Source organism: Rhodohalobacter mucosus (assembly GCF_003150675.1).
GTDB lineage: Bacteria > Bacteroidota > Rhodothermia > Balneolales > Balneolaceae > Rhodohalobacter > Rhodohalobacter mucosus.
In genome coordinates this window covers 333,479-348,003 of the sequence record NZ_QGGB01000006.1, presented here as the reverse complement: position 1 = coordinate 348,003, position 14,525 = coordinate 333,479, and the positions used below count along the sequence as shown (strand labels likewise).

The 14,525-nt window shown below is 46.5% G+C and carries 13 protein-coding genes; 1 reads left to right on the top strand and 12 read right to left on the bottom strand.

Annotated features, from left to right (window positions below):
* Positions 1-478: 478 nt before the first annotated feature.
* On the bottom strand, positions 479-2,671 hold the full coding sequence (locus DDZ15_RS09215; RefSeq protein WP_109646796.1) for a hypothetical protein: 2,193 nt from the start codon (positions 2,669-2,671) through the stop codon (positions 479-481).
* Positions 2,672-3,235: 564 nt separating this feature from the next.
* Between DDZ15_RS09215 and DDZ15_RS09210 the strand changes: the two genes are divergently transcribed.
* The gene (locus DDZ15_RS09210) at positions 3,236-4,291 is read left to right on the top strand and encodes a LacI family DNA-binding transcriptional regulator (protein WP_109646795.1); all 1,056 of its coding nucleotides are present in this window, start codon (positions 3,236-3,238) and stop codon (positions 4,289-4,291) included.
* Positions 4,292-4,397: 106 nt separating this feature from the next.
* Here DDZ15_RS09210 and ispG read toward each other — a convergent pair whose 3' ends face one another.
* From ispG to DDZ15_RS09155, 11 genes are all read right to left on the bottom strand, one after another.
* Positions 4,398-5,612 (bottom strand): flavodoxin-dependent (E)-4-hydroxy-3-methylbut-2-enyl-diphosphate synthase, encoded by a 1,215-nt coding sequence (gene ispG, locus DDZ15_RS09205; RefSeq protein ID WP_109646794.1) that lies wholly within the window; start codon positions 5,610-5,612, stop codon positions 4,398-4,400.
* 65 nt (positions 5,613-5,677) lie between these two features.
* Positions 5,678-6,043 (bottom strand): four helix bundle protein, encoded by a 366-nt coding sequence (locus DDZ15_RS09200; protein ID WP_109646793.1) that lies wholly within the window; start codon positions 6,041-6,043, stop codon positions 5,678-5,680.
* Positions 6,044-6,166: 123 nt separating this feature from the next.
* Positions 6,167-7,045 (bottom strand): rhomboid family intramembrane serine protease, encoded by an 879-nt coding sequence (locus tag DDZ15_RS09195; RefSeq protein ID WP_109646792.1) that lies wholly within the window; start codon positions 7,043-7,045, stop codon positions 6,167-6,169.
* A gap of 32 nt (positions 7,046-7,077) precedes the next feature.
* Complete coding sequence (locus DDZ15_RS09190; protein WP_109646791.1) at positions 7,078-7,716, bottom strand: rhomboid family intramembrane serine protease; 639 nt, start codon at positions 7,714-7,716, stop codon at positions 7,078-7,080.
* Positions 7,713-9,224, bottom strand: a complete 1,512-nt coding sequence (locus tag DDZ15_RS09185; protein WP_109646790.1) for a phytoene desaturase family protein — start codon at positions 9,222-9,224, stop codon at positions 7,713-7,715. The genes DDZ15_RS09190 and DDZ15_RS09185 overlap by 4 nt, the downstream gene beginning before the upstream one ends.
* Before the next feature lie 318 nt (positions 9,225-9,542).
* Entirely contained in the window at positions 9,543-10,274 is a 732-nt protein-coding gene (locus DDZ15_RS09180) for an ABC transporter ATP-binding protein (protein WP_109646789.1), read from the bottom strand.
* Between the two features lie 25 nt (positions 10,275-10,299).
* Positions 10,300-11,655 carry an efflux RND transporter periplasmic adaptor subunit gene (locus DDZ15_RS09175; protein WP_109646788.1) on the bottom strand — a complete coding sequence of 452 codons (1,356 nt, stop codon included), beginning with the start codon at positions 11,653-11,655 and terminating at the stop codon, positions 10,300-10,302.
* A gap of 55 nt (positions 11,656-11,710) precedes the next feature.
* The gene (locus tag DDZ15_RS09170) at positions 11,711-13,039 is read right to left on the bottom strand and encodes a TolC family protein (protein ID WP_158278661.1); all 1,329 of its coding nucleotides are present in this window, start codon (positions 13,037-13,039) and stop codon (positions 11,711-11,713) included.
* Positions 13,040-13,174: 135 nt separating this feature from the next.
* Complete coding sequence (locus tag DDZ15_RS09165) at positions 13,175-13,564, bottom strand: DUF883 C-terminal domain-containing protein (protein WP_109646786.1); 390 nt, start codon at positions 13,562-13,564, stop codon at positions 13,175-13,177.
* A gap of 7 nt (positions 13,565-13,571) precedes the next feature.
* Entirely contained in the window at positions 13,572-13,997 is a 426-nt protein-coding gene (locus DDZ15_RS09160; protein ID WP_109646785.1) for a phage holin family protein, read from the bottom strand.
* A gap of 19 nt (positions 13,998-14,016) precedes the next feature.
* Positions 14,017-14,220, bottom strand: coding sequence for a hypothetical protein (locus DDZ15_RS09155; protein WP_109646784.1), 204 nt, complete (start codon positions 14,218-14,220; stop codon positions 14,017-14,019).
* Positions 14,221-14,525 lie beyond the last annotated feature (305 nt).

The window sequence follows — 14,525 nt, the reverse complement described above, 5'->3', positions numbered from 1 at the left end:
CCATTAAACCATTGTTCTTCAATGATTTGCTGTGTTTATGTAAACGCTTACAGTAAGCGCTTACATTAATATCTAAAATTTGGGAAGACATGTCAACCAAAAACAGTGTTTTTTTGAATTCTATAATGCAATATGCCGAACATGGTTCCTTCCTGCAAGTAATGCGGATGGCTGTACACTCATTCTAGAAATGCTTGCTGAATGCCTTGGTATTGCTGTGCGGAATCTATAAAGTAAGGCATGAATTCCAATACCGCGGCAGCGTCCATTACTGGTTAGTTCATTGGCCATTGAGCTCAATTACCCTTCATGTCAAAACCAACAGGTGCAATCAAACTTTCTTTAAAACTTTACATAAAAAAGGGGGCTGCGTAAAACTTACGCAGCCCCCTTCAACTCTTTTTTCAGGATCAGTCTTCATCATCTTTTACATAAAAAGAAGACATCTCCTGTGATAAAGACACTCTAAAGCATCTTTTTATTGCCCGTCGCCAAACTCCATATCATCCCAGTAATAGGTCTTTTCTCCGGCGTCGGCACCGGTGGTACCAAAGTTGAAGAATATGGATGCTTTGTTATAGCTGTTGGCCAGATTCAGTGCAGCTGTTCCGGAAGCTTCATTACTGAAGTCGAATACCAGGGTTTCCCACTGGGAAGCTACCGTTGTGACAGCTTCAGTCTCTACACTTATAGTCGGATCTGTTGAATCCTCCACTTTAAGCCTGATCGGAATTCCCGCATCGGGAGACCAGACCCGTACGCTCATGGTGGTTGCACCGCTGGTGAAGGGAATGGGATCTCCAAATCCTGCATCACCGCCTACGGTCGTACCCGCCCACAATTCTGCAGACGCTGTCTTGGTTGACTGAGCTACGTTATTCGTCCCGTCTGTTGGGTCTGCAACGATTTCTGACTGGTTGCCTCCAAAGTCCGTCAAACCGTAGTCCAGGCTGGTGTCATCAAACGTAACGGGAAGTGCAAGAGCATCACCGCCGCCGCCACCGTTGCCGGCAGATTGTTCCAGATTGTCAAAGTACCAGGTGTAGTCGGCTGTGCCGTCACCTGCTGTACCGTTGTCAAAGATGAAGATCAGCTTTTTGTAGGTATTGGATTGATTTGCACCGCTCATGTCGAAGGTGATATCCACCCACTGCTGAGATTCTGCAATTGTCAGTTCCTGCTCAAAAAACTGTCCGGCATCTGTCTCATTCTCAATCTTGAACAGCATGGTCGTATTTGGACGAGGCGCCCAAACCGAAACGGTAAAGTCTGTACCATCCGCAAAGTTGATATTATCGGTGAGCGTGATAATGGATCCTGCAAACGTGGCACCTGCACCTTTTATCATTTGAGCCACTTTAGCACTTGTATTTCCGGTTTGATCCGGGTTATCCACTACCGTAAGGTCTCCGCCTTCGAAATTGGTGATGGCATCAGCCCATGTAATATCCTGTTCAAACGTCAATGGCAGTTCAACGATGTCGCCACCGCCGCCCCCGCCGGAGCCGTCGTCAGAGAAATAGAAGTTATCTACATAGAGTATTCCTTCACCCGCAGGTGTACCTGACAGAACGTATTGGGCAATATTTGACTGATTTTGCAATCCTGTAAAGTCAGACATTGGAATTTTAAGAGTATTCCACTGTTCCTGAGGTAGAGTATCAAATACGATCTCATGTTCGGAATCGTCACCGCCTTCGAATGCGCCGTCAGGTCCAAAATCAACCAGTTTAACCCGAACTACATCCATATTTGGTGTCCAGACGTCGATATGGAAGTGAGTCATGGTTGAAGCATCGACCAGATTGTCGCCTGTTGTTTCGATACCCACAAAATTGAGGTTGGTATATTTTTTCGTTGCGTTACCCTGAATGTCAATGTCTTCAAGATCGCCGGCAGACCAATCGGTTCTCCAGGTGTCAACGGCTACATCCGTATATGCGTCGCTGAACAAACTGATCACATTGGCCTCATCTTCAGCAGGCGTCGGAGCAGGATCAACCGGTTCGGCCGGAGGATCACCACCGCCTCCATCACCTTCTTCCTGGCGGATGTTGTCAAAATACCAGGTAAAGTCGGATGTACCGTCACCAAGCGTTCCCAGGTCAAAAATGAATACAAGTTTTTTATATGCGTTTGACTGATCTGCGCCGCTCAGGTCGAAAGAAACATCCACCCACTGCTGAGATTCCGCTATCGTAATTTCCCGTTCAAATGCCTGTTCCGGGTTTTCCTCATTTTCAATCTTGAAAAGCATTTTGGTATCCGGCCTCGGAGCCCATACCGAAACTGTGAACTGTGTTCCACCTGCGAAATCGATGTTATCCTCCAGCAAAAGAACAGAACCGCCCCACGGCTGAGCGTCTTCTACGTCACCTTTTTTCACCATCTGAGCAACTTTATCGCTGGTGTTGTCTCCTGATGGATCCGGGTTATCCACTACGGTTAGTTCACCGCCGTTAAAATCGGAGATAAAGTCAGCGTAGGTGATATCCTTTTCAAATGTAATTGGAAACTCAATTACTTCTGTAACGCCACCTCCGTTATCACCCCCATCTCCGCCATCATCACCGCCGTCATCAACTGCGCCGGTTGAACTGTCAGAGCATGACATCATCGCGAACGGAAATGCCAAAGCAATGAGAAATATACTCAGTCTTCTTAAAGTCATAGTTAATACCTTCATTTGTTTAATACCATTTCCAGAAACACGGTTATATAATTGTATGCTGCATGAGAGAGATTGTCTTCCAATGACATACACTTGTGTTTCTGCTTTTAGATTGGCAGTAACCCGTACCGCTCACTCTTTAAAGATGAATTGATTCTATCCTCTCTATTGAGGTCTCTGGCACCATGGTACCGCTTCTTCCATTTTAAAGTTTATCACCCTTTTGTGCAAATTATTTTCATTTAAATGGAATAAATACTCTCCTGTTGAAATTGTCCATTCAGATTAAACTTCATCGGGGTGTAAATTATTGTTATTTAATCTTTGGAATGTTCAAGGTTCCATTTTTTAAATAAATCTGCTCCGGTGATTTCCAAAGCTTAGAGCATGGATTATTCTTGACTGAACCTATTGGAAAAGTATGCATTTTTGGTTTTTTCTTATTTTTGTGCAAAAAATTTTCAGTAGATTACCTGTAACACAGAAGACATTTCGCTGAGGAAGAATAGCTTTCTTAAAAATGTTTCCTCATTTTCTGACTTCTATCAATCATCACAAGCAATCATGATTGCAAAGGTTACATTAAAAGACATTGCAGAGGATACAGGCCTATCCATATCGACTGTATCAAGGGCACTATCTCAGTCGGGTAAGATCAGCAAGGAGAATGAGAGGAAGATTTTTGAAAGTGCATACCGGTTGAATTACCCCCTTAAAAATGTTCATACACCTGTTGAGCTTCGAAGCAGCATTAATATTGCGCTCATTACCTGGCACTATACAGGAGAGTTTTATGCATCCCTTTTTGAAGGTTTCGACCAGTCGACTGAGGGCACAAAGGCAAGAATGAACCTTACCAGCGTTAGCCACACATCATCTCCTGTTCCTTACATCATTTCAGAGTTGATCAACAAGCACTATGATGCTGCAGTGATTTTTCTGCCTGATTTCGTTGAAGCAGACTACCTGCAGCTGCTTGAGAGCGTGCCGGACAATTTTCCGCTTCTGTCCATAGCACCCATAGCGAACCCGGTACTGGATACTGTCACATTCGATAATTATCGCGGCGGGTACATCGTAGCCAAACACTTTGAGGATCGCGGATATAAGAACCTGGGAATTATTCAGGGGCCCATTCAGCAATCCGAAGCCATGCTGCGGAAAAATGGTTTCGCAGACTATATCCATGCCGCCGAAAAATTGGATCTGATATGGCAGTTTAACGGCGACTACTCTTTTGAGAAGGGAAAAGAAGCCTATCAGGATTTCAAGAAGCTGGACCAGAAACCCGATGCCGTTTTTTGCAGCAACGACAGCATGACGCTCGGTTTCATGCACAGCGCAATTCGCGATGGGGTTCATATTCCTCAGGATGTGGCTGTGGCGGGGTTTGACGACCTGCCTACCTGTAAGCTTTATACACCAACCATCACATCGGTTCATACACCCTATACGCTGCTTGGGAAAAAATCGCTTGAGCTTATCTTTAACCGGCTTGAGCATAGTGCGGAACGGAGCCACTCGGGATATACCAGCCTGATCCCGGTGTCCCTGAGCATCAGAGAGAGTTCAACGGAACTATCAAATGTATTCCAGAAGTACTACTCGAACCGGGTCTGACATACAAATCCGTACACCGTTTTCGACGTAGGAAATTAAGCTCAGAATCTCCCCGCTAACCGAAAGGGAAACCTCTGAGTACCGCCGGCGTAGCAGCGATGCCTGTTCAGCTGCCGTAATTCCGGACGATGTAGTCCTCCAGTATTTTCCGGAATTCTGCTCCGATCCCCTCTCCTTTGAGCGTCGTGTAGTGTTCACCGTCCACATACACAGGGGCTTTAGGCTCCTCGAAGGTACCGGGCAATGAAATCCCGATATTGGCATGCCTCGACTCTCCGGGGCCATTCACCACGCAACCCATTACGGCCACATCCATCTCTTCCACGCCGGGATAGATATCCCTCCAGATGGGCATCATCTCCACGATGTAGTTTTGAATCTCATCGGCCAGCTCCTGAAAGTAGGTGCTCTTGGTGCGTCCGCACCCCGGACACGCGGTTACCTGTGGAATAAAACTGCGAATACCCAGCGACTGCAGAATCTGCTGGCAAATACGCACTTCTTCCGCCCGGTCGGCTCCCGGCATCGGGGTAAGCGAAACACGAATGGTATCGCCGATGCCCTCCTGCAGCAGAATGGAAAGAGCAGCGGCACTGGCTACAGTTCCCTTCATGCCCATGCCGGCCTCGGTCAGACCAAGATGCAGCGGGTAATCCAGAATTGCGGATATTCTGCGATAGACCGCGATAAGGTCCTGAACACCCGACATTTTGCAGCTCACAATAATCTTGTCAGACGGCAAGCCCACATCTTCCGCAAGTGCACTCGAGCGCCGGGCACTCTCCACCATGGTATCGAGCATAACTTCTTTGGATGATTTGGGTTCTTTTCTTGCATTGTTTTCATCCATGTATTGTGCAAGAAGCTGCTGATCAAGGGATCCCCAGTTTACACCAATTCGGACCGGCTTGTCGTGTTTGATCGCCTGTTCCACAATGGTGCAGAAATTTTTATCACGGGTTTTTGTGCCCGTATTGCCCGGATTGATCCTGAATTTGGAGAGAGAACTTGCCATTTCCGGGTATTTGGGCAGCAATACGTGTCCGTTGTAGTGGAAATCCCCGATAATCGGTACGGTAACGCCCCGGTTTATCAGTTTTTCCTTGATGTAGGGCACTGCTTTGGCCGCCGCATCATTGTTTACGGTGATTCGGACAAGCTCCGACCCGCACTGGTGAAGGTGATCAATCTGGTCAACCGTTTCATCAATATCGGCTGTATCCGTATTGGTCATCGACTGCACCACAATAGGATGATCTCCTCCTATGGGAACATCTCCGACATAGACGGTTTTAGAGTTTTTACGGTTTATTGGAGACATATTTTATTTATGTTGAAATAGTTTATCGGAAATTCCAAATTACAAGCACCAAATTCCAAACTCTTCTAACCTATATGATTGGAGTTCTTCAGAATCGTAGAAAAAATTTTCCTTAGTTCGTCAGCTTCTTGCAACAACGGTTTGAATCGTTGCATTTCATTCTTATTCATGTCTTTTAATAGTCTTAACCAAAGTTTTGATTCTTTTGATTCCTTTCTGCAGATTTTTATGCGATATACAAAATCCTTCTTGCTAAGGGCCTCATTTGCCTCAATGTAATTTGCACTCACCGAACCCGATGCCTTCACAAGTTGCCTGCTGTCCTCAACATTCTCAATAGTTTTTGGTAAACGGCTTACCAGGAACCTGCATTCCCTTGCAAAAAGGTAGGTTCTTTCTTCCAAATCATATTCTTTTTTATCATTCGCCATTCAGACTCTCTGGATCCGATGTTTGGAAATTGGTTTTAAAACTTTGGAACTTGGAATGTGGTGCTTGAAATTTTGAGAAGTACGAACCACTAACTCCTATCCAGCATCCTGCCCTCAGTCTCCTCAATTCTTCTTGCTCAGCTCAAATAACTTCTTCTTCTCCTCCGCTGTAAGGCCATCGTACCCTTCCCTGGATATCTTTTCAAGAATGGCGTCCAGCTCCGATTCATTCGACTCCTCAACAATTTCAACATCGCTCACTGAGTACATCTTACTGTTTCGGGCTTTTCTCTTTTTTCCCTTTCCTGATGACATCTGTGGATTCCAGATGCGTTCAATGGGCCGTACAAATTTAGACAGGTCCGTGCCACGATAATGCGATCTTACGAGCAGGTAACCGATGCCTGCACCTCCGAGGTGTACCAGCCTGGCAACGTTATCTCCCGCACCGAGAAAAAGTACGTCAAGCGCAATCAGTGCGGCCACGACAAACCGCGCCTCAATTGGCGGAAGGAACAGGAGCATTATGGGCACTCTGGGGTACATGTATGCAAAGGCAACCATAATTCCGAATACGGCACCAGAAGCACCGATTACAATACTTGTGCCGTACAGAAATGAGAGCGCAATATGAAAAAACGCCCCGCCGATGCCGGCTCCAAAGTAGAGCACAGAAAAAGTTCTCGGTCCCAGTCCCTCCTCTACCGCGCGACCCATCCACCAGAGCCAGAGCATGTTAAACAACAGGTGAAAGCCACTGCCGTGAAGAAACATGTACGTAAAAAAGCGCCACGGCTGTGTGATGGCTGTAAACAGATTGGGGTTAAAACCCAGGTAGGTCACTATCAGATTATTTAACGAGGTACCACCAATCTGAATACCGCCCAGAAGCGCCTGGAATGCAAACACAACTACATTCACCGCAATAATGGTGCGTATGATCACCGGCATTCCTAAAAAGCCGCGTTTAATCGCACCTCCAAATGAATCATTTTGATACATATTCTCTTTTTCTTCTACTCTGATTACTGAACTTAGTAATAATTCTGGCTCTGACTCTCGCCTTTCAGCCCCCAGATTTTGATCAATGCAAACCCGACCACCATTCCTCCAAGGTGGGCGAAATGAGCAACCCCGCTATCCGGTCTCATAAGGCCTGAAAAGAGCTCAATGGCTCCGAAAATGGCAACAAAATATTTTGCTTTGATTGGAATCGGCGGTATCAGAAGCATAATATACCTGTCAGGAAACATCATACCGAAGGCAAGCAGTATCCCGTAAACCGCACCGGATGCCCCGATGGTGGGAGCACCGCTGCCCGCAATCCACATATGAAGCAGGGCTGCTCCAATCCCTGTCAGAAAATAGTAGGTAGCAAACCTCTTGGTGCCCCAATAATTTTCAATTCCCTGCCCAAAAATCCAGAGCGCAAACAGATTGAAAAAAATATGCCCGAACCCTCCGTGTAAAAACATATAGGTAACCAGCTGCCACGGTGCAAACAGCCCGGATCCAATTGGCCATAGTGCACCGTACTCCATCAGGTATCCCTGAAACAGCGGATTCATCAGTGCCAGAAAAGCAAGCGCATTAATGATGATCAGATGCTTTACAGCCGGGGGAAAAATGGAGAATTGTGTATTTGGGGAATAGTTGGAATCGTTATAATTCAATGATTTCTTGCTCTGTTGTTGTGTTTCCTTTTAACCCTGTAATATACGTTAAAACCGCTTAAAGTTACGCCTGGAATTCCCTGCCCGGGGTAAACCGTGTCTCCGCAAAGATAGAGCCCCCCGAATGGCGTCTCATTGGGTGTCCAGTCAAGCAGCGAGCGCGACATGCTTTGTGGAATTCCGCCCACCCTGCCTTTTTTCCGGTATACCCAATTGCTCCAGCTTACCGGCGTGGCTGAAAATGCCATATGAATTTTTGCATTAGTAAAACCGGGAAGTTTTTCCCTCATCAAACCGAGTATGCTCTCCTCTGTTTTCTGCTTCAGCCTGTCGTAATTCCCGTTCAGGCCGAACCAGAAATCCGTTCCGGCATGTGCGGAGATGTTAAGAACCCTCTTTCCTTCCTCAGAACGGTCCGTATCTCCTTTTCGGGATATTGATACAAACAGTGATCCGGAATCGATGCCTTCGATTGCATCCTCCTGCGACAAATGCAGCTGATGATGCAGCGACATATTTTCCTCAAATACGTCTTCGGCTACCACTCCCATGGTGAAAGCACCCCATGCGCGGGTATACTTCCCCGCTTCCTGTTTAAAATAGTCACGAATGCTTCCTGATGTTACTTCTTCCATATTCCAGACCGGAATATTTGAGATTACCAATCCGGTACGATACTGCTTGTTTTTGGACGTATGTATCGTGTAAGTATCTTCCCTGTTCCGGGATATTCCCGTCACTTTTTCCTTCACATTCAGCGCCCCACCCCGCTGCTCTATGTACTCCTGCAGCTGCTGCACCATGTTGAGTAGTCCGCCGGGCACATAGTAGTTTGTATAGTTGGTATACGTAAGAGCCGGAGCACCGAATAAAAAAGGAGTATCATCACTTCTCGACTGGGCGGAAATCAGCAGCTGTTCATCCAGAAATCTGTAAAATTGGTGGTTTGAGATCCCCGACTGAACGGCTGTTTCGCGAACTGAAGATGCTGCATAGGGCAGAACCAGCGCATCCCTGGGGTCATTTTTAAAAAGACTGAACCAGTCCCTTTTCTTAAGCGGAGGGAAAAAATGATTTTTCCCGGACACTTTCCATACCACATCAGAAACATAAAAGGCTTTCTTCCAGAAACTTCTCTGTTCTGCTGCCTCACCAAAATGGTTGATCGCTTCTTTTACCCACATTTCCCTGTCGCGCCACCGGGTTATTACCCGCCCATTCAGATGAACCTGCATCGAGGGATCGATCGCTTCCTTTTTAATCGTAATACCCAGTTCATCTTCCAGCTTTTTTAATGGCTGATGATCGTCAAATCCTATCAGGGTTGTTGCTCCTGATTCAAACACAAATCCTTTTCGATAATATGATGAACTGCAGCCACCCGGCACATGCGATGCTTCAAGCACAAGCACTCTGTAACCGTCTCTCGAAAGCAGGGAAGCAGCTGTCATGCCGCCCATACCGGCGCCTACAATGACTGCATCATATTCATTCTGTCTGTTATTCATACCGGATTAACAACCTTTTTGCCGGGTTGGTTTCTCACGTGAGACAGAAATATATTGTACGCGAATCATGCCTTAACGTGTGCCCGGCACAGGTATTCGTTGAAGAGTGTCCCATCGTCGGCTTTCGGCGTGCAATGGAGACTCCCCTTGGGGGAGTATCGCCTGCAGGCGGAGTGGAATGATCAATAGTGCAATTGAAGCCAAAATTATAAAATCTGACTTGAATCAACGCTCAGCCTTAGGTAGATCACTGCAGAACAGCTCCCTCCCCATCAAAAGGGAAACTTGGGTTCAATTCCGTGTCCCGGACTCAAGGTATTACGCTTCCTGAAGAGAAACGGATGCGCTGGCAAGCACCGGACTTTCAACTTTTTCATCCGACTCAATGACACCGTCCCTGAGCCTGATAATTCTCCGTGCGTAGTTGGCAATATCATTTTCGTGAGTAACCAGAATGATGGTATTGCCTGCTCTGTGCAGCTCTTCAAAAAGAACCATGATCTCATCGCCGGTTTTTGTATCCAGGTTACCGGTAGGCTCATCGGCCAGCAGTATGGATGGGTCGTTCACCAATGCGCGCGCGATGGCAACACGCTGGCGCTGACCACCCGAGAGTTCATTCGGCTTGTGATCTAGCCGATCGCCAAGTCCTACTTTCTCAAGTGTTGTAGTAGCTCTTTTTTTTCTTTCGGAGCCTTTCATTCCGGAGTAGATCAGCGGAAGCTCCACGTTATTTAGACAATCGGTTCTTGGAAGGAGATTAAATGTCTGAAATACAAAACCTATTTCCCTGTTACGTACACGTGCCAGTTCAGAGTCATCGAGTTCGCTTACACGATTGCCGTTGAGGATGTACTCACCGGACGTGGGCGTATCCAGGCACCCGATCATATTCATGAGGGTGGATTTCCCTGAACCGGACGGGCCCATGATGGCTATGTACTCATTCTCCTCAACGTTGAATGTAACGCCGTTCAAAGCTTTAACAGTTGCCTGCCCCATCTGGTAGTGTCGTTTAAGGTCTTGGATCTCTATTATCTTTTTGGACATTTACTTGTACTCCTCGAGGGATATGTTAATTCCTGTTGTTGTTCGTTGCGACGATTTTGTCGCCATCATTCAAGTCTCTGGAGAGCACTCTGTAGCTGCCGGTTACAACTTCATCGCCGGCTGAAAGACCACTCATGACCTGTATGTACGAATTATCACTGATTCCGGTTTCAACTTCTTTTCTGCGGGCCGTGCCCTCTTCATTAACAAAGACCACCCGTCTGAAGTCTTCCCTTGATCCTATACCTTCCTGTTCATCGGTATCAGCCTCACTGCCATCTGCGGCATCGGTTTCAACACTATCTGCAGCAAAATCCCGTACGGTTACAGCCTGTATCGGGATCGATACCACGTCGTAAACGGTATTGGTCTGGATGTCAACGGTTGCAGACATGCCGGGTTTAAAATTGGGTACAAAATTCAGGCCGGGTGTTTCAGACACATTCATCACCATCATATCTTCGGGAGCCTGGTCCAGATTATGCGGTGTGGTTATCCGGATTTTCACTTTATAGTTGGTTACCTGATTTGCTGAACCCGCTCCGGTTACTTCAGCCGAGTTTGCAATTTCCGTAACAAGACCTTCAAACATTCGGTTTGGGTAGGCATCTACCTCTATTTGTGTGGAATCATTGAGCGTGACGTTCACAATGTCATTCTCATTCACGTCCACTTCCACTTCCATTTGCTCCATTCTGGAGATCCGCATCATCTCGGTTCCCGCAGTCTGGGCCTGACCCAGCACGCGTTCGCCCTGTTCTACGGCAAGTCGTGTAATCGTGCCGTCCTGCGGCGACCGTATCACTGTTTGCTGAAGCTCCTCCTCAGCCCGCCTGAGTTGTGCCTCAGCACTCTGTATCTGAAACTCAGCAGCCTTGAAATTGGATTTCTGTGCCTCGTAGTCGTTCTGAGAACGCAGATAATCGAGCTCGGAAATCAATCCCTGATCGTACAGCTCCTTATTCTTCATAAACTCAACTTCTGACTGCAGCATGGCAGACCGTGCCTGTTCCATCCTTGCCCTCTGGGTAAGAAGGGAGGCATTGAGTTCGTCAATTCTGGCCTGGTAAATATCAGGTTTAATTCGTACCAGAAGATCCCCCTCCCTTACAAAATCACCTTCTTTTACGCTCAGTTCAATGATTTCGCCCGATACATCCGGGCGAATAATCACTTCAATTTCCGGCTGAATTCTTCCTGAAGCGGATACTATCTGCGTGATGGTTCTCAGCTCAGCTGTTTCCGTTTCTACGGGTACTTCCCCCGGTCCGCCATCAAACCACCCCAGGGATTTGCCCGCAATACCCACTACAGCAAGAACCAGTATCATAATGCCAAGTATTTTCAGCAGTCTCTTGGTTGCCCCTTTTCCTTTAGCCATCGTTTCGTCTATTTCTTGATTAATTTTTTATCGGATGTTTCGAAATCCGTTTCAGTTAAAATTGGATATTTGTATCTAGCCGTCCGATGTAGTAATCCAGAAGCTTTTCCTGAAAGAAGAAGTTATAAAGTGTCTGAATTCTGTTGGACTGCGCTTCCACGAATGCATTATTGGCCTGGCTCAACTCAATCAGCGTTGAGGCTCCCACCTCGTATCGCTGCTGCTCGGTTTCAAAGGCACGCTCTGCAGCTACAAAGGCTTTCTCGGATGATTCAAGCTCCTGAACAATGGCTACGTAATCGTTGTAAGCCTGGTTCACTTCCTGTATCACGTTCAGCCTGGTATTTTCCAGCGAGAGTTGTGCATTCTTATACTGAATCTCCTGTGCCTGTACGGCCGTTCTGGTGTTCAGTCGATTAAAAATTGGAATATTGAGGCTTAAACCGATGTTCCGGTTGATATTCTGGTCGGTTAACTGGTCCCTGTAGGATGAAGGGTTACGGTCGTTGTAGCTGGTTCTGAAGCTGCCGCTCAGCGTAAGTGTTGGATAGTAATTCGCTCTGGTCGATTTCAGGTTGTAAAGAGCTGCTTCTATTCCCTGCAATTCGCTTTTCAGGTCGGAACGACTCTCCAGGGCAGTCTCAACCATCTGCTGCAAATCATAATCTCTGACCACGGCTGAAGACTGGTCAATTTCCGGAGTAATAAATTCATAGTCACCAAGCGGATCAATTTGAAGGGTACGTACGAGCTGCAGACGACTGAAATTAAGGTCGTTGCGGCGATTTACCACCTGAAGCTCATTGCCGGCAACGATGCTTTCCTGGTTCAGCAGGTCAACCGTGGGGCGTGCTCCTACTTCCACCTGTGCCCTCACCTGTTCAAGCTGCTGCTCGGATGTTTGCAGGGTTTCCTCTGCAATTTCAAGCAGCTGCTGACTGAGCAGGTACTGCAGGTAACGGCTTGCGGTATTAAAAATGATGTTTTCACGAACCCGCTGCAGCTGCTCTTCGCGGGACAGGGTTTCATGCTGCGCGGCACGCAGTGAGTTGATATTACTGAACCCATTAAAGATGGTCAGACCTGAGCTCAAACCTGCACCAAAGCTGTTGATTGTAAAATCACCGAACTCACCCGTTGTGTTGTCAAACTGGCGTCCAATATTTCGCCCGCGGCTTGCACTGGCGCTTAGATTTGGGAAAAAGTCTGCAATGGCGCTGCGTTCCTGAACCCTCGACAAGGTCAGGTTATTCTCAGCCTGTTTAAGCTGATAGTTATTTTCCAGCGCGATATCGATCGCATCTTCAATGGTTATGGTTTGTACCTGGCTGAATAAAAGTGTTGGAAAAAAAAGCAGAGAGGCAGTCAGTAGGATAATTCGCATGTGCATTATGAAATAGGTTTGTTGTTTAGGGGGTTACACGAAAAAGGTTAATCAGAGTTTCAGAAAAAATATTCCCGTGATACAAATTAAAACGTATTTTAACATTTAACGTTTGCCGGGGATTGTAAAAGATGATTACTGATCTGATTCGGGCCGTTTTTTCAGGCCTGAAAGTTGCCTGTCTATTATTTCCGAGAGATACATCATGGCTTTTTGGGCTGCCAGATGCTGAAGCTCCTCAACGATGAACGATGTGATGCCTGGTGATCGCCTGCTCTCTTTTTCGCTTGTGCCTTGCTCCGTTCCCGGGTATGAACGTTTTCTCTTTTTCTTAAGCAATCCAACTGCAAATCCGATTCCGGCTGCGATGGCAACACTTTTTACCGGGCTTTCTTTAATGTACCGAGTAGGTTCCTTCAGTTCGTCCATACCGCCTTTCAGGCTTGATAAACGGCGCTGAAAATCCACCTCCAGCAGTTCAATTTCCTGCTCGAGCTTCTGCTTTCTTTCGCGGACATCTTGCATTGATATATTATTTTTTTTCTTCAGGCCTTCCCTCTGAGCGTTTATTTTCCGTTAGCTGACGGCCAAATTCACTGTTTACATTTTCCAGTGTCTTTTGAATCATATCCGACTGAATGGAGCCGGTTAGCTTTTCGGATTTATTCTTCGCAAATATAAAAGCGGCAACAAACAGCGGCACAGACATGATCAAAAAACCGAGTCCGGTATTATCGATCCAGTCTCCCACAAGGAAACCAAGCGCGAACCAGAGAAAAAAGAGAGCTCCTGCCAGAAGAAGCAGTCCGATTATTTTCTGAATAGATTGCGCAGCAATCAGGGAAACCTGCTCTGCTACCGTAAGCGTGAAAAGCTCCACACGTTTTTCAATGTAGAGCTTCACCCCGGCAGTCAGGTTTTGTGCCTCATTATGTTGGCTATTGTTGTCATTTTCCATGACGAATCCGGATCGGGTTCTACTTTAGAAGGCGGGCCAGCAGATATCCTGTTACAGCTCCCGCCAGAACGCTCTTAATCGGGTGTTTGCGGATCAGCAGTTCAGTCTCGGTTTTAAGCTCTTCCAGTCTTTCCTGCAATTCCTCATTTCGGAGCATGGATTGCCCCTCCTCGATTGCACCCTCGAGCTCATCGTTCAGGTCATTGATAATTTCTTCATCCATAGTGGTCTATCTTTTTTACATACAATTAAAAATCGGCTGCAAAAGGTTTCACATACAACCTTTATCCGTAAAATAGGATACTAACAACTAATCCTAAAGCTTAAAGTAAGAAATCACACAGACTTTTCAGAGCAGTATACCTCCGAATTAACGTAAGTACGAAAGAATACAGATCAGTATGAAAACGAATTAAGTCTCATTCTGTTCCTTATATGGAAACCTAGGAACATGCGGGGCTCATTTATTGAACACAAAGCGAAAATGGGGTGGTTTTTAAAGCTGGATAAGCCGGATTCTAAATGTGC